The organism is Achromobacter sp. 18P8.1.1, from assembly GCF_057799415.1.
Genome location: NZ_JBYOKH010000007.1, coordinates 14138 through 29884, shown reverse-complemented (window position 1 = coordinate 29884; position 15747 = coordinate 14138). Strand labels below are relative to the sequence as shown.

The 15747-nt window shown below is 63.2% G+C and carries 13 protein-coding genes; 1 reads left to right on the top strand and 12 read right to left on the bottom strand.

All coding sequences use genetic code 11. From position 1 onward, the window contains the following. Window positions 1–98: 98 nt before the first annotated feature. The 6 genes from AC27VE_RS07155 to AC27VE_RS07130 are packed head-to-tail and all read right to left on the bottom strand — an operon-like array spanning window position 99 to window position 9208. Window positions 99–815 (bottom strand): P-loop NTPase family protein, encoded by a 717-nt coding sequence (locus tag AC27VE_RS07155; protein ID WP_088589703.1) that lies wholly within the window; start codon window positions 813–815, stop codon window positions 99–101. A gap of 9 nt (window positions 816–824) precedes the next feature. Further along, a complete protein-coding gene (locus tag AC27VE_RS07150; protein ID WP_488703422.1) occupies window positions 825–2165 on the bottom strand; it encodes an ABC transporter permease in 1341 nt (446 codons plus the stop codon). 7 nt (window positions 2166–2172) lie between these two features. Continuing rightward, window positions 2173–3327, bottom strand: coding sequence for a polysaccharide biosynthesis/export family protein (locus AC27VE_RS07145; protein WP_488703421.1), 1155 nt, complete (start codon window positions 3325–3327; stop codon window positions 2173–2175). Window positions 3328–3368: 41 nt separating this feature from the next. Then, window positions 3369–5432 (bottom strand): glycosyltransferase, encoded by a 2064-nt coding sequence (locus AC27VE_RS07140; RefSeq protein ID WP_488703420.1) that lies wholly within the window; start codon window positions 5430–5432, stop codon window positions 3369–3371. Further along, on the bottom strand, window positions 5429–7909 hold the full coding sequence (locus tag AC27VE_RS07135; protein ID WP_488703419.1) for a hypothetical protein: 2481 nt from the start codon (window positions 7907–7909) through the stop codon (window positions 5429–5431). Before AC27VE_RS07135 ends, AC27VE_RS07140 begins: the two co-directional genes overlap by 4 nt. Window positions 7910–7948: 39 nt before the next feature. Beyond that, a complete protein-coding gene (locus tag AC27VE_RS07130) occupies window positions 7949–9208 on the bottom strand; it encodes a nucleotide sugar dehydrogenase (RefSeq protein ID WP_488703418.1) in 1260 nt (419 codons plus the stop codon). Between the two features lie 738 nt (window positions 9209–9946). On the opposite strand from AC27VE_RS07130, the gene AC27VE_RS07125 reads away from it, so the two are divergent. After that, window positions 9947–10540, top strand: coding sequence for a hypothetical protein (locus AC27VE_RS07125; RefSeq protein ID WP_488703417.1), 594 nt, complete (start codon window positions 9947–9949; stop codon window positions 10538–10540). 93 nt (window positions 10541–10633) lie between these two features. Here AC27VE_RS07125 and AC27VE_RS07120 read toward each other — a convergent pair whose 3' ends face one another. The 6 genes from AC27VE_RS07120 to AC27VE_RS07095 form a co-directional block, all read right to left on the bottom strand. Beyond that, window positions 10634–12016, bottom strand: coding sequence for a 3-carboxy-cis,cis-muconate cycloisomerase (locus tag AC27VE_RS07120; RefSeq protein ID WP_488703416.1), 1383 nt, complete (start codon window positions 12014–12016; stop codon window positions 10634–10636). Window positions 12017–12040: 24 nt separating this feature from the next. Then, window positions 12041–12619, bottom strand: a complete 579-nt coding sequence (gene pcaG / locus AC27VE_RS07115) for a protocatechuate 3,4-dioxygenase subunit alpha (RefSeq protein WP_488703415.1) — start codon at window positions 12617–12619, stop codon at window positions 12041–12043. Window positions 12620–12622: 3 nt separating this feature from the next. Then, window positions 12623–13324, bottom strand: a complete 702-nt coding sequence (gene pcaH / locus AC27VE_RS07110) for a protocatechuate 3,4-dioxygenase subunit beta (protein ID WP_488703414.1) — start codon at window positions 13322–13324, stop codon at window positions 12623–12625. Window positions 13325–13393: 69 nt separating this feature from the next. Further along, on the bottom strand, window positions 13394–14674 hold the full coding sequence (locus AC27VE_RS07105; RefSeq protein ID WP_488703413.1) for a TRAP transporter large permease subunit: 1281 nt from the start codon (window positions 14672–14674) through the stop codon (window positions 13394–13396). Further along, on the bottom strand, window positions 14671–15246 hold the full coding sequence (locus AC27VE_RS07100) for a TRAP transporter small permease (RefSeq protein WP_488703412.1): 576 nt from the start codon (window positions 15244–15246) through the stop codon (window positions 14671–14673). The genes AC27VE_RS07105 and AC27VE_RS07100 overlap by 4 nt, the downstream gene beginning before the upstream one ends. A gap of 40 nt (window positions 15247–15286) precedes the next feature. Further along, a complete protein-coding gene (locus AC27VE_RS07095; protein WP_315134672.1) occupies window positions 15287–15730 on the bottom strand; it encodes a type II 3-dehydroquinate dehydratase in 444 nt (147 codons plus the stop codon). Window positions 15731–15747: the final 17 nt, after the last annotated feature.

The following is a 15747-nucleotide window of genomic DNA, read 5'->3' as shown; positions in this document are numbered from 1 at the left end:
GCGCAATGACGATGACCGCATTGATCCAACGGTGACGCCGGCGCTCGCGCAGCGACGACTGCCGCTCACGGCGGCGGCGTTCGATCTCGGACCCGCCCTCAGAGGCCGAGCTGCCCTTCCTCGAAGCCGCCTCCGAAGCCGTCGTCGCCTGTGCCGGATTCGCTCCTTGATCGTCGCGGGGGGAACTTGCTGATGCACTGGTCGAGGTCGTCTTCGATGCTGAGAGCGCTTCGTTCATAAATCAAGCCTTTTAGGCAGTAATCCGCCATCTGATTCTGGCGGTAACTGGAAAAAATGAGTGTCCGGCCAATCAGCCGCTCTTCGAACAGAGCCAGCCAAAGGCGGGTGAAACGGCAAGGTTCGAAAGGGATGGCCCCTTCGATCACGTAGACATCGAACGCCGGCGCCAGCGCCAGGGCGAACGAAAACTCCTGCCGGGCGTAGAGCGGCCAATGTTCCATGGGCTTCGCCAGGACTTTCGGATCGCTGATCAGGTCCGCGACCAGTTCGTACGTGGCATCCACATCGATCTCGTACATCTCGCACACGAAATCGATGATGCTCAGGCCGCTTGCCTTGCCGCGGATGAAGCCTTGCCGGCCAATCGCCCACGAGACGTTTCCGTCGTGCTTGACGAAGCCCTGGCGCGGCGGCCGCAGGCAGCACAACACGTCGACGATCTGGCGATGCAGCTCGGGCGAATGCGACAGCAAGGCATAGCGCCCGACAGGAATGTCGAGGTCGACATTGGCCAGCAGCGGTTGCCGGCTTCCGAATGCATAGGGTTCGTCAGTGACGCCATTGAGATGAATCATTCTCTTGCCTCACATCGGCTGGACGTTGGGACGGGCCAGACGCTCGGCCGCCAAGGCGACCACCATCAGGAACACCAGCGACGTCAGGAAATAGCCCAGGCTCGCGTCATGCGACTCGTAGGCCTCGAAGTACGCCGAGCGCAGCAGTTGCATGCCGTGCGCGAAAGGCGACCACAGGATCCAGGGGCGCAGGTGCTCCGGCAGTTGCTCCGACACGAAGAAGACGCTTGAAAAGATCTGGAGAAACCGCTCGATCACCGGCGCCAGCCGCAGGTAGAAATGCCAGAAGGTCGCGATCGACCCGAACAACACGCCCATCGCCGCGCCGCAACATCCCATCAGCACGACGAAAAGGATGAACCCCGCCCAACTTTCCGGCAGCGTGATCAGGTCCAACGCATGTCCCGCACTGATCAACACCGCGAACACCACCAGATACACCGATACATAGATCAGCGCCTGCACCAGCGCGCACATCAGTGGCGTCACGCCCTGGAAATTCAGCAGGCCCCGCGCGGATATGTACGCCGCGCTGCTTCGGAAGATGATCTGCCGGAACATGATCCAGGTCGTTGCGCCCAACAGCGAGAACGTCTGCACATCCATGCCCAGGATGTAGTGCGTGCCCATCAGGATGTACAACGACGAAATCAGCGTCAGCAACACCACCGGGCCGACCAGCGCCCACAGCAATGCGATCCGGCTTTCGCCATGTATCACGCGCAGCTGGTAGACGAACAACGCCAACAGCGTGCGCCCCACGGGCCGGACATTGCCGGCACCGTTTGCGGGATGTCCTTCATGCAAGGCCTGCAAGCGTTCACGCAAGATCGCAAGATCGCCCGCCTCGCTGTCGGGCAGTTCTATCTCCAGCGCAATGTCATTGCGGGAGGCATGGCGGCGCGCTTCGCGCGCCTCGTCCTGCTTGCGCCGCTCCACGCGCCGCGCGTGCGCGGCGGCCAGTCGCGCGTCTTCCGCCACCAGCTTGGCCGGCATGTACCCCGGCCCGAACACCTCGACGCCCGCGCGGATATCCTGTTCCAGCAGGCGCACGATGAGACGCAGGCGCCGCCGTGAAAAATCGGCCAGCGTCTCGTCGACCGCGCTGCTTGCTATCTCGGCGTCCAACTCCGCCTGCACGGCCTCGTACACCGCCCGGCGGGCAGCCACGGAGTCGTGCGGCTCGCCCTGCAGGCGGGCGAGCAACGGCTTGAACAAAACCGCCGGTGTGGCGTTTGCTTCAAACAGGGCGGCAGGATCCAGGCGCCAGGCCGCGACGCCCGCTCCCACCGCGTAGTTGCTGTCTTTGCGGCGCGAGCGCCAGCCCTTGATCCGGTCCTCGTTACTCATCGACACGCTATTGGGATACGCCGGAACTGGAGCCCGAATCGCTATCAATAGCTCGCGTGGCGCTGAAGCCGGCACTCATGGTGACGCGGAAGGCCGACAAGACCTTCTGCACCTGCGTGAACGGCGCATCCGAGATATAGATGGCCTGGCCTTCGTGCACGCTGAATTCACGCGCCAGCGCCACCTGCTCCGGCCGGGTCAGATCGAACTGGTAGACGACCGGCAGCAAGTCCGGCTTGCCTTCGGCCCCGGCCTTGGCAGGCGTGAACAGGAACACGGAACGCGGATCCGCCGTCTTGTCGTCAAGCCCCTTGGAATCGGCCAGCGCATCCAGCACCGTGTAGTTGCGCTTGCTGATGGCCACACGCCCTTGATTGCCCGCCGCGCCCAGGACGGTCAGGTACTCTTTCGAGTCATAGGCGGTAATGACGTCACCCGGCCGCAGCAGAATGTCGTTGTTCTGGTTGCGGTAGATATCCGACAACCGCACCGACGCCACCTGGTTGTCGCGCCTCAGGCTGATGACGAGCTGCTCGGGGTTGGTCTGCACGGGCGCCGCTTGCGCCAGCGCACTGCTCAGGCGTTGCGCGGTCTGCGTGATCGGGAACATGCCGGGCTTGGTCAGGTTGCCCTGCACCGTCACCATCTGCCCGCGCGCGTCCGCAGCGCGCGTGACACTGACGTCGGCGCCGACGACAAGCTTGGCCAGACGCGCAACGATGGCGTCATGCAGCTTGCCCAGCGTCAGGCCCTCGGCGTGGAATTTCCCCAGGATGGGAAAACTGACGTTCCCCGCCCGGTCTATCTCCTGGTTGCCCAGGTCGCTCACGCCCGACGGGTCCGCGGCGAACACGCCCAGGCCGCCGCGCTCCCACACCTTCACGTTGATGCCGTCACCGGGCACCAGGCTGTCGAATCCGGCCTGCGTCAGGTCCCGGTAACGCACGGGAAAGTCCGCGACCTCCGGGACCCGACTTGCCTGCGCAAGCTGGCGCGACACGGGCATCACGATGACATCCTTCTCGTCGTGAGCCCCCGTCATCTCGCTCAACATCGGACCGGAACGCGGCAGCTGGCATCCCGAGAGTGAAAGTGCGGCAAGCAGCACCATGGTCAAGCCTGCCTTGCGCCGCAGGCCCGAGGCCGGGACGTTCATTTGCATAAAACCCTTTATTTTCAGAACACCGAAAGACACGCCGGCAATCAGGCCGTCATCCGGCACAGCGGCGCGGCATCCATGCGTTCATCATTCTCGGACATGCCCATGACCGGCATGCACAGGCCCAGGAACTTGGTCAGCATCGCGTCAAGCGAAAACAGCTTCTGCGCCCGCTCACGGCTTTGCTGTCGAAGTTGCGCATTGCTGCGCACCCGATCCACCATCGACGCGACTTTTCCGCATGCCTCGTGCAGGTCCGGGTGATCGACGTCGCTGAGCAGATGCCCCGTCTCGTCCTCCACGAAGCACTCGCCCGCGCCGCCGGCCGGCGTCGAGATCACCGGCACGCCCAGCAGCTGGGCTTCGATCAGCACGTTCGGCAAACCTTCGTAGCGCGACAGCAGCACGCTGGCATCCATTTGCGAATACCAATAGCCGACGTGGTTCGACAGCCCGACAAGCAACAACCGGTCGGTCACGCTCAGCTCTAGCGCCAGCGCCTCGATGATGTCGCGCAGGCGCCCGTCGCCGACGATGACAAAGCGGGCTTGCGGGCGTTCCTTCAGATACAGCGCCGCCAGCTTGATCCACAGTTGCGGCCGCTTGTCCGGCTCCAGCCGGAACACGCCGCCGATCGTCTCGGTGGCGTCGGTCGTACTTTCCTGGAAGGCCTTCCACTTTTCCTGGTCGGCGGGCGATGCGTCGGTCGCCAGATCCGGCACGCCGTTGTACAGAATGTGAAAGCGCATGATCGGGATGTCGAGCCATTCCGAATACGCTTCCGCAGCCTTGCGGCTATTGCTGACGAAGACCACGCCCGGCACCTGCGCCAGGGCCTGGTACAGCTCGGGATACTCTTCGCGGAAGCGGTCCTTGCGGATATTCGGCGGCAGCCCGCGGAAGACCAGATGGATGGTCGGCGCGCCGGCCAGCAACGCGGCCAACGCACCGAACAGGCACGTTCCGTCCTGCCACAGGCTCACCACGTCGAACGAGTTGGCGCGCAACACCGGCGCCAGACGCGTCACGCCGTAATGGACGGGGGGAGGCAGCTGTTCAAGCAGGCGGCCCAGGCTGCCTTCGGGAACGGTTTGATGAGACACCGAAATGGCGGGCAGCTTGTTGATTTCCGTGACCGGGATCTGCGCCTTGACCAGCACGGGCAGGAAGAAATCCAGCTCCTGCTTCTTCTTCGCGGAGCCCGCCGGGTCGGTGTGCTGCTTCACCAGCACTTCCACCTTCTTCGGCTTCATCAGCACGTCGGCCAGCTGCAGGTCGGGCGACTCCGCCCAACGCGTCAGTTCGCCGGCCAGCCGCGTCAGCTGCCGCTCTGCGCCGCCCGGCCCAAGACTGCCGGTCACCAGCGCCACCGATACGGGCTTTTCAGGGGGATTCTCGGCAATCTGCCGGTCCCGGAAGTGCAGGATCGCATGCTTCATCGACACGATCCTGATGTCCTTTCCCGCCAACGCTTCTTCGGTTTCGAAGCGCTGGTAGAAGGCGTAGTCGCTTGCCAAGCCGTCGGCCAGCTCCGCCGCCTTGCTGCCGGGCGCCAGGTGTTTCGCAACCGGCGCGATCGCCTCGAAGGCGTCGGCCAGCAGACCGCGCTTGCGCAGACGCTTGGCGAACTCGACCCGCATGTTGCGGTCCGTGTATTGCGTGATCAGCCGGCGAAACAGCGCGTCCGATTGCTCGTGCGCGCGGATGTCGCTCAGCAGCTTGGCCCGCGCGAACAGGCGGTCAGGGCTTTCCGCCGACTCGGGAAGGTGGCGGTCGACGAGCGACAGGGCCTCGTCGACATGCCGTTCCTTCACGAGACGGGTCGCGCAGTAGCGCACGATCTGAAGGTCGTCCGGGCACTCTTGCAAGAGCGTGGCCCACTGCTCGGCCATGCCCTCGTTCAAGCCCGCCGATTCCTTCAACCTCAGCAGAAGAAAGCGGACCTTCGAATCTTCCATGTAATCCCGGGCCAGCACTTTCGCCCGAGCCAGGTTCTCCTGTGCCACCTGAACCCGCCCCGACGCGGCGACGATCTCCTCCAATTGCGCTTGGACCCATTGAAGATCGGACTTGGCGTCCGCCCGTTCGGTTATCAGTGGCGGATTCATGCGGCCTTTCTCCGGTTGATCTTTTCGATCCACACCTGGCAGCGTTCGATGTAGTGGTCAAACTGCGCCGGATTCTCGGAACGTTCCTGCAGCTTTCGCCAGTAAGGCAGAGCCTGCTCGAAGCGATGCAGACGCATGGCCCCCACCGCGGCCAGACGCAGGCCGATGGGATCCTCGGGCACGAGCTGCACGATCTTTTCGCCCAGCGCCAGGCGCTCGGTGGTGCTGGTGGGTTCCAGCGCGCGCGCTTCGGCGTACAGGACGGTGAGGATGCGCCGCTTTTCGTGGTCGACTTCCGACATTCCCGGCCACGACTGGGCCACGCGGTCCAGCAGCTGCCACGCCTTCAGCGGGTCGCCGGCAGACAGGATCTCGCGGGCGCCACGGATGGCGCGGGGGCCGAGCCTGCCCAGCTGGCGCTCGGCTTCTTCCTTGGCGCTCTCGTCGGCCGACGAATGGGCCAGCACCGACTTGTAGGCGTCGATCGCTTCACCGAACCAGCCGCCGTTGAATGCCACCCGGGCGAAATACAGCTGCGTGCTGAGCGGCGCGGATTCGCCCGCGGCCGCCTGTTCCAGATGTCGCATGGCGGTTTGCTTGTCGCCCAGCGCGTCCGCGGCGCGGCCGCGCATGGCGTCCAGCTCGGGGAAATCGACTTGCGTGTCGATGGCGATGTCCGTCAGGTCGATCACTTCCTTGTGGTTGCCCGCCACCAGCGCGGCGCGCACACCCAGGCGCATCGCACGTTCGAACGCCCGCTGCGCACGTGCGCCAGCCAAGGCATTGGGGTTGAGCAAGCGATGCGCGCAGATGCGTTCCGCCGCATCGCGCAGGCGTCCTTCTTCCAGGGCGCGATTGCCTTCCTCGGCCCACGCCGTCGACTGCGCAAGCAGCCACGCGCGAATGTCCTCTTGCTCGCTGTTGGCCAGGTCGCACGACACGGCAAGCGCCGCCGCCGCCATGATGCAACCGCGCCACGACGCTTCCTTGACGAGCTCCAGCGCGTCCACGTCCTCCAGCGCGGGGGACTCGGAGGCCAGGGCGCGCAGTCCGGCGCGGTCGCTGGCCAGCAGCCGGTCGCGCCACAGCACCGCGAAGCCTCGGCCATACGTGGGGATGGCCGCACGGACTTCATGCACCCAGCGAATGGCAGATTCCATGTCGCCGCTTGCCTGCAGCAGCGACAGCACCGTGTCCGCCGCTTCCACGGCGCCTGCCTCGTCCGGCGAGGAAATGCGGAACAGTTGCTTCCAGTTGCCCAGGGACTCGTCGCCGTGGCCCAGTTGGCCCGCCGACACCGCGGCGATCCGGACGATCTCAGGCGTCTCGATCTCATCGCCCAGCAGGCCGGCCGCCAGCGAGTACGCCACGTCATGGCGTCCCAGCTTGAACTGGTTGCGCATCAGGATCTGCTCGGCCTTGCTGCCGGAAGCCAGCGCGCCGTCGGCGCTGCCCAGAAGCGCCAGCGATCCTTCGTAATCGCCCAGCTCTTCCTGAATCTTCGCGAACAGCAGCATGTGGTCGGGCAGTCCGGGATGGCGGCGCAGCACCTCGCGCACTCGGCGCGAGGCCTCGCGCAGTTCGCCCGAATCCCACAGCTTTTCAATACGCTCGACGCTTTCGTCGGCGCTGAGCTTGGGCACGGCCAGCTGCGGCGTCGAGGCGCTCATTCTCGGGCGCATGAAGTTCTTGAACCAATCGACGTACAGGCGCTCGGCAAAGACCGACGTGTAGTGCGTCAGGTCCAGGCCGCCGTCTTCCATCGCATCGGCTTGCCCGATCTTGTTCATCAGCGGCGTCGGGTCGTAGCACGGCACGCCGATGCGCTGCGCGCTGGCGGTGATCGTGGCGATCAACTGCTCGCGCTGTTCGATCGGCACGTTATCCGGCGTCAGGGCGTTGACGTGCGTGACGAACACCACCTTGTCGCGGCCCAGCAGTTCGACCAGCTGGCGCATCTCCGTCTCGATCTCTTCATCGGTCTGGTCGCGCTTGACGATGCGGGACAGCAGGTCGCGGTCATCCGAAGACAGGCTCTTGAACACGGGGTCCTGGTCCAGCAAGGCGCGCCGTTCGGCAAGCTTGTCGGCGTGGGCCAGCGACCAGAACATGCGGGTGCGCGTGCGGTCGGCGAAGAACTCGCTGAAGTAGCGCACCAGATAGTTGGACTGGATGGGATAGCCGTCGACGGTCAGCAGCTTGCGCGAGGACAGTTCGACCATGTACAGGTCTGCCGGCTTGTGCATGCCGCGGCGCGCCTGCTCGCCATTCGAGGGCCGGAAGATCACGCGTTGCACGGCGGCGGGAATATCGGCTTGCCCGAACATGAAACGCGCCTGCTGTAGCGCTTCGGCGGTGGTGTGCACGAAACCGTAGTTACGGCCCAGTTGCAGCTTGATCGGGTAGCGGCCCACGGCATCGCGCAGCGGCGTATGGATGCGGCAGGTTCCAATCGGAGCGGTAGTGAATGCGGTCATTGAGGGTCTCTCCTGTAGAGATGGATCGCGAGACCGAACTTAGAGAGTCCAGTACAAGAGGTCGGATTGCAGACGTTTGCTGTCAAGCACGGACTTCAGGTCGCACACCATGCCCCCGCTCTTGACCAGCTGCGGCATGTCTTCCCAGATGGAGTCCATGGTTTCGCGGTGCGGAACTGCCAGAATCAGCACATCCATGTCCCGGAATTCGTCGCGCTTCACAAGCTTGATTCCGTACTCGTGTTCCATCTGGTCGGCGTCGGCCATCGGATCGCACGCCACCGGCGTAATGCCGTACTTGCCCAGGGCGTTGTATAGGTCCACGACCTTCGAATTGCGGATGTCGGGGACGTTCTCCTTGAACGTCATCCCCAGGATGCCGACGCGCGTCGACGCGTTCAGGCGGCCGTTACGGGCCAGGGTCTGGACCACGCGCGAGGCGACGTGGGTCGCCATGCCGTCGTTGATGCGGCGGCCCGACAGGATGACCTCGGGGTGGTAGCCCAGTTCCTGCGCCTTGGACGTCAGGTAGTAGGGATCCACGCCGATGCAGTGCCCGCCCACGAGCCCGGGCGTGAACTTCAGGAAGTTCCACTTGGTGCCTGCGGCGGCCAGCACTTCCGACGTGCGGATGCCGACCAGGTCGCAGATCTTCGACATTTCGTTCATCAACGCGATGTTGATGTCGCGCTGGGTGTTCTCAAGCACCTTCGCCGCTTCGGCCACCTTGATGGACGAGGCACGGTGCACGCCCGCGTCGATGATCTTTTCGTAGACGCCGGCGATGATTTCCAGGGATTGCTCATCCTGGCCCGACACGATCTTGACGATCTTCTCAAGCGGATGCTCGCGATCGCCCGGGTTGATCCGTTCGGGGCTGTAGCCCAGCTTGAAGTCGACACCGCAGCGCAGGCCGGATACTTTTTCCAGCTCCGGTCCGCAGATTTCCTCGGTGGCGCCAGGGTGGACGGTGGATTCGAAAACCACGATGCATCCCGGGCGCAGCACGGGGCCGATCGAGCGGCACGCCCGGACCAGCAAAGAAAAATCGGGGTTGTTTTTCTCGTCGACCGGCGTGGGCACGGCGACGACGAAAAAGTCGCAGCCTTCCAGTTCCGTCACCTGGTCGGTGAACTGCATCGGGGAAGCCAGCAATACGTCGCGTTCGATCTCGCCTGTCCAGTCATCACCCTCTTTCAGTCGTGCGATTCGCCGCTTGTCCACATCGAAGCCGATGACATCAAAGCGCTTGGAAAATGCGACGGCTACGGGCAGGCCGACATATCCAAGGCCACACACTGCGATTCTCTTTACCACGGGGGACCTCACTGTCTTCATCGTGTCGCAGACACTAGAAATTGACGCCCAGCGACAAGTTATCGACGTGAAATCGAAATAACTTTGTGCTAGTTGGGCGGACGTATTGCTTAAAAATAATTACAGCTCGATACCCCTTAATACGTGGGGCGAGACGAGCCAACGAATGGTAGAGGTCCCCGACAGCAAACTTTTTTCTAAAAATTTTTATTGCTGTGGAAATAAATCAGAGATGCCCGTAATAAACCCGGGATTTCCCTCAAATAATTACATTCATTACACAAACAGCAACACAACCAGGCGGCTGAGTTGTTAGTAAATATGAAAAAGCGTTTTTCTTATTTTTGTTTAACCAAACTGAAAAGACATAATACCCTACCGCGCATTATTTATTAATTACCCGGGGGTATAGCGGCGTAAATGACCGGGATCTCCCCGCATTATTCGCCTTGTGCCGCGCAAATCGGAACCGATCCTGGGCCGCGAGGCAATCCGCATTTGAGCGCCACGCCCGGGATCGCCTCTTAATTTGAAACATCGATCAACCTTATGTTTAATAGCGGCCAATCGCGCCCCCTGAAATTCGCTAGCATGCACCCGCGAAGCCAATCCAGGGGCTGCCCATTAAGGGGATGGCCAACCCGTGGCAGGCAACCCACCCTCTAACCCGACACCGAGGATTCCCATGAGGCCGGCAGTACAAAAAGAAGGGCCGGCCCCGTGAGCGAGGCGTGGACCATCGGCAAATCGCGCTTCAAGCGTCCGATCCAGGCCGCGCTTGCCGCGGCGGCGCTGCTGTATGCCTCCTGGCTGAGCTTTGACGCGGCGGACGGTCTCATCCTGCCTCCCGACCCGGCGTCCCTGCACAGCGTGACGATGCAGGTGGACAAGGTCGCCGAATGCCCGTATTCGGACCGGATCCGGGTCGGCAGCCAGACGAGTTGGCGCAGCCCGCGCTGCCTCTATTCCAACGCGTACCCCGGTGCGGCATTGGAGGTGCGCGGCGCGACCGCCCGCTACACATTCGAACCGCCCATCCGCCTGGACCTGCTGATCGATCGCGACCCGGCGGCCAACCTGGCCAACGAATACCACGGGAAGATGGCCAGTGTGTTCACGCGGATCGGGGTTTACGGCCTGCGCCAGGACGGCACATGGCTGGCGGATCCGACTGCCCAGTACCAGAGTGTCCTGGCCAACAAGCAGGGCAAAAAGCGCAACGGCTGGCTGTTGATCCTGGCGGCGCTGGGCGCCTTGGCCTATGCCTACCGGCAGGCCAGGAAGGTGTTCAAAGACAACCCCTACCTGTGGTGAGCCGATGACCTCACCGAACGCTGTCGAAGACCTGGGTAATTCGGAATAGCCCCTTCAATTCGTACGGAGACATGCCGCTGGCAGAGCGGAGTCCTAGTCTTGCGATGCGGTCCAACTCGCTAGCACGCGGTCGCAAACTGAGTACGCCTCGCCCACGTAGTTCGCGGGATCGCCGAGGTGGTCGAGGTCGTGGTCGCTGAGCAACTCCCGGGTCTCTTCATGCTTGGCTAACACCTCCCTCACGCTTATTTTTAGCGAGCAGTTCCTGCGCGCTGCTTCCTGCGATGCCCGTTCGATCAGTTCGTGCGCCTCCAAGCGGCCGATTCGAGCGCCCAGAGCAAGCGCATACGCTTCGGCAAGTATCAATCCGTTTGTCGCGTCAAGATTGCGCGCCATTCTGGCGGGGTGGACCTCAAGGCCGTCCAGCATGCCCACTAGGTGGCGTAGCGCACCACCGGTCAATGCGCAGATTTGTGGCAAGACGTCCCATTCCGCCTGCCAGCCGCCCAACGCGCGTTCGTGTTCCTGCACCATGGCGGACAGCAGCGTCGACACCAGCGGCGGCACACGGGTGGCAGCGGCCAGAATGGCAGCGCTGGCGACGGGATTGCGTTTATGCGGCATGGTGCTTGAGCCGCCGCGTCCCCGGCCGCCAGGTTCGGACAGTTCGCCCACCTCGGTCTGCGCCATCAACGACACATCGCGGGCGATCTTGCCCAGCGTGCCAGTCAGTATGCCCAGCGTCGCCGCCATATCGGCCAATCGGTCGCGGTGCGTGTGCCATGGCATATCTGGCAGCGCCAGGCCCAACTCTTTTGCGAAGGCGCTGGCAACGGCGGGGGCAGCGTCGGCCAGGCTGGCCAGCGTGCCGGCAGCGCCGCCAAATTGAAGCAGGGCGATTTGTGGGGCGTCTTGCCGCAGGCGATGCTGCGCGCGCGCCAAGGCCTCTAGCCAACCCGCCGTCTTCCGTCCAAAAGTGGTGGGCAGCGCGTGTTGCAACCACGTGCGGCCAACCATGATCGTGTCGCGATGCGCCGCCGTCAACCGTGCGCATGCTGCTTGCGCCGCACCCAGATCCTGGTCGATCTGGGCGACAACCTGTTGCAGCTGCAAGACCAGCGCAGTGTCCAGGACGTCTTGGCTGGTCGCGCCCCAGTGCACATAACGCGCCGCCTCGGGATCTGCCTTGCGCACGGCAGCGGTCAGTTGCTTGACGAAGGGGATGGCGATGTTGCCAGCAAGCACCGACGCGGCCGCGATTTCCCCCACGTCCAGGAGGCCGTCGATATTCTCGCCGTGGCAGACGTCATGGATGCTGCGGGCGGCGCTCTCGGGGATGACGCCGCAGCCCGCCTCTGCCCGCGCCAATGCCGCTTCCACCCGCAGCATCTGCCTGAGTGTTCCCGTGCTGGAGAACAGGCCCATGATGTCGGGATCGGAATAGATCTGTTCGGTCAGGCCAGAGAGTATCGTCATGGTTCGGAGCGACTGTGGCCGCTGTCAGATATCGAAGAAGACAGTCTCACCGGCGCCTTGCAGCGCGACATTCCAGCGCAGCACGCCAATGTCCGACTGCTGCGCGACGAGCGTTGCGCGCCGCGCGGCAGGCACCCGATGCAGAATCCAATCCTGCTCATTGGCCTGTGCTTCGTCGGGGAAGTACATTCGCGTGGACAGATGCTTGAGCAGGCCGCGCATGAACAGCGACACGACCAGATGCGGCGCTTGCAGCGTGCCGCCGGGGCCAGCCACGCGGCCGGGTTTGATCGTGGTCAAGCGGAAGGTGCCGTCAGGTTCGGTCGGCACACGGCCAAAGCCCGTGAAGCTGGACCGCGCTGCATCGGTGGCGGAATAACTGGGGTCGTCCGGATGCTGGTACACGCCGCGCGCGTCGGCCTGCCAGATTTCGATCATGCCGTCGGGCACGGGGTTGCCCTGTCCATCGGTGACGCGACCTTCAATCACGACGGCGGGCGCGCCCAGGTCGGACCGGCCGGCAGTCAGGTCCGCACAGTTCAATCCAGACAGGCCAATATGCAGATACGGGCCGACGGTTTGCGAAGTAGTGGGATAGAGCATGCATTACTCCATGGGAGTGGCGTTGCGACCGCGCAGCACAATGTCGAACCGGTAGCCCAGCGCGTATTCGGGCACGGTGGTCTCCCAATCGAGCGTGGCGATCAGCCGGTTGCGCGCCTTCACGTCCGGAACACATTGAAAGATGGGGTCGAACTCCAGCAGCGGGTCGCCCGGGAAATACATCTGCGTGACCAGGCGTGTGGCGTAGGCGCGGCCGAACAAGGAAAAATGGATGTGCTGCGGGCGCCATCCGTTGTAATGGTTGCCCCACGGGTATGCGCCGGGCTTGATCGTCTTGAACTGATAGCGGCCGTCCGCGTCGGTAACCGTGCGGCCCTCACCGCTGAAATTCGGGTCCAGCGGCGCGTCGTGCTGGTCGCGCTTATGCAGATATCGTCCGGCGGCGTTGGCTTGCCAAATCTCGATCAGCGCATCAGGAACGGGCCGGCCGTTCTCGTCCAACACGCGCCCAGACACAATGATCCGTTCACCAATGGCGTCAGCGTTGGCGATGCATGTCAGGTCGTTGTCGCCTTGTTTGACGAACGCTCCGCCGAACGCCGGGCCGGTGATTTCGGACAGGGTTTGCGGAACGATGATCAACGGCTCGTTGGGTGAACGCAGTTGGGTCGAACCGTAGGGATCGAAGCGGTATGCCGGCTGGGTATCCCAGAACGGACGCCGGTATTGAGCAAGATGGGACATTGCGGCAAATCTCCTTGAGGGGGCCGCCGGACTCGGTTATCCGCCCCGGCGGCGCGAACGAGCCGAGCGTCAACCGCCGAACCACCGGGCGGGAACGATCACCAGGGCTGGGAAGGCCACCATCAGGAACATGATCAGGAACTCCGCCACCATGAACGGCACTACGCCGCGAGTGACGTCGTCCATCTTCATCTTCCCCACGCCCGCCACCACATTAAGGACGGTACCTACGGGTGGCGTGACCAGGCCAATAGAGTTGTTAATGATGAACAGCACACCGAAGTACACCGGGTCGATGCCGGCTGCGCGTACCAGTGGCATCAGCACAGGCGTCAGGATCAGGATGGTGGGCGTCATGTCCATGGCGGTGCCCACAACCATGACCAACACCATGATGGCGGCCATCAGCAGGATCTTGTTGCCCATGAAAGGCTGCAGCAAGTCCACCACTTTTGCGGGCAGGTCGGCCACTGTGATGAGCCAGGCGCTGACCATCGCGGCAGCAATCAGGAACATGACGATGGCGCTGGTCTTGGCCGCCGAGACGAACACCGCGTACAGCTGGTTGAACTTCAATTCCCGGTAGACCAACGTCGACACGAACAAGGCATACGCCGCCGCAACGACGGCGGCCTCCGTCGGCGTGAAGACGCCCATGCGCAGGCCGACCAGGATAATGACCGGCAGCATCAGCGCCCATAACGCCTTGCGAAACGCCGTGGCAATCTCCTGCGCCGATTTGCGTGGCGGCGGCACAACCTTTTCCCGACGGACAAGCCAGGCCCACGTCAGCCACAAGGAACCACCGATCATCAGCCCGGGAACGATGGCCGCCATGAACAGCTTGGAGATGGACACGTTGGCCGCTACGCCAAAGATGACCAAGCCGATGCTGGGCGGAATCACTGGGCCGATGACGCCGGTTGCCGCAATCAGGCCCCCCGCCGTTTCCTTCTTATGCCCGGCGCTGACCATCATGGGCAGCAACAGGGCGGTCAGTGCCGCGGCGTCGGCCACCGCGGAGCCGGACAATGCCGACAGCAGGCAGCCCGCCATGATGGTGACGTAGCCCAGACCGCCTTTGACATGCCCCACCAACGCGAGCGCCAGGTCGACGATGCGGCGCGACAGCCCCCCGACGTTCATGATTTCGCCGGCCAGCATGAAGAATGGCACGGCCAACAACGGAAAACTGTCCGCGCCGCCGATGACGTTCTGCGCCAGAATCTGCGAATCGAAAATGTCCAGGTGCCACATGAGCGCCACGCCGCTGGCCAGCAGCGCAAAGGCGATCGGCACGCCCAGCGCCATGACGCCCAGCAGCGATCCAATAAAAACGGCGATCGTCATGCGCCTCTCCCCGGCGCGCCCTGTTGGGCGTCATCCAGAATCTGCTTGAGCTGCACCGCTTCTTCGGACTCCTGGACCATGATCAGGTCTCGCTCATGCAGCTTGCCGGTAAGAACGCGATAGAGGTCCAGCGCAATAATCAGGCCGGCTAAGGCTGAGAACACCAGGCCCGACGCATAGACGATGGCCATCGGCAAACCGCTGACCGGCGCGCTGACGTCCGCATTGATCACGGCTTGTTCCCAGCTGCCCTTGAACATCAGACCCACGATGTACAGCATGATGACCTGCCCCACCACCAGGCAGATTTTCTTGCCCGCCGTCGGCAGCTTGGCAACCACCATGTCCATGCCCAGGTGTCCTCGTTCTTTCAACGCGATGACGGCGCCCAGAAACGTCAGCCAGATGAACATCCAGCGCGAGATCTCTTCCGACAGCGTGATACCCGAATTGAAGCCATAGCGCGCGACGACATTGCCGAAAACCAGCACCACCATCGCCGCCAGCAGCAACGCGATGGCCAGTTCAAGCACGCGGCAGATAACTTCAATGAATCTGTCTATGAAGACCATGGCGCGTCCTCTTTAAGAACCGGATGATGGTGCGGCCGCGTCATGCCTGCGCTTCCCGAACGATATCGACCAGGCCGCGCAGCGCCGTCAGATAGGAATGCGGCCCCAAGCCCTGCACGGTGCCACGCACGGCGGGCGAGATGATCGAATGCGCGCGCCACGTCTCACGCGCCGCGATGTTCGACATATGCACTTCCAGGGTGGGAAAAGGCATGGCCTTGATCGCGTCGTGTAGCGGCACGCCGTGCTGGGTCAGGCCGGCCGGATTCACCAGGGCCCCCTGCGCGGTATCGATGTTCTCGTGCAGGAAATCGATCAACGCACCCTCGTGGTTCGATTGCACCGTGTCGAGCTCGACGCCCAGCTCGCCAGCCAACGCGGCCAGTCGCTGGTTGATTTCCGCCAATGTGGTGGTGCCATAGATGTGCGGCTCGCGGCGGCCAAACAGGTTGAGGTTCGGGCCGTGCAGAACAAGTATCTTCATGATGGATGGCCGGTGCG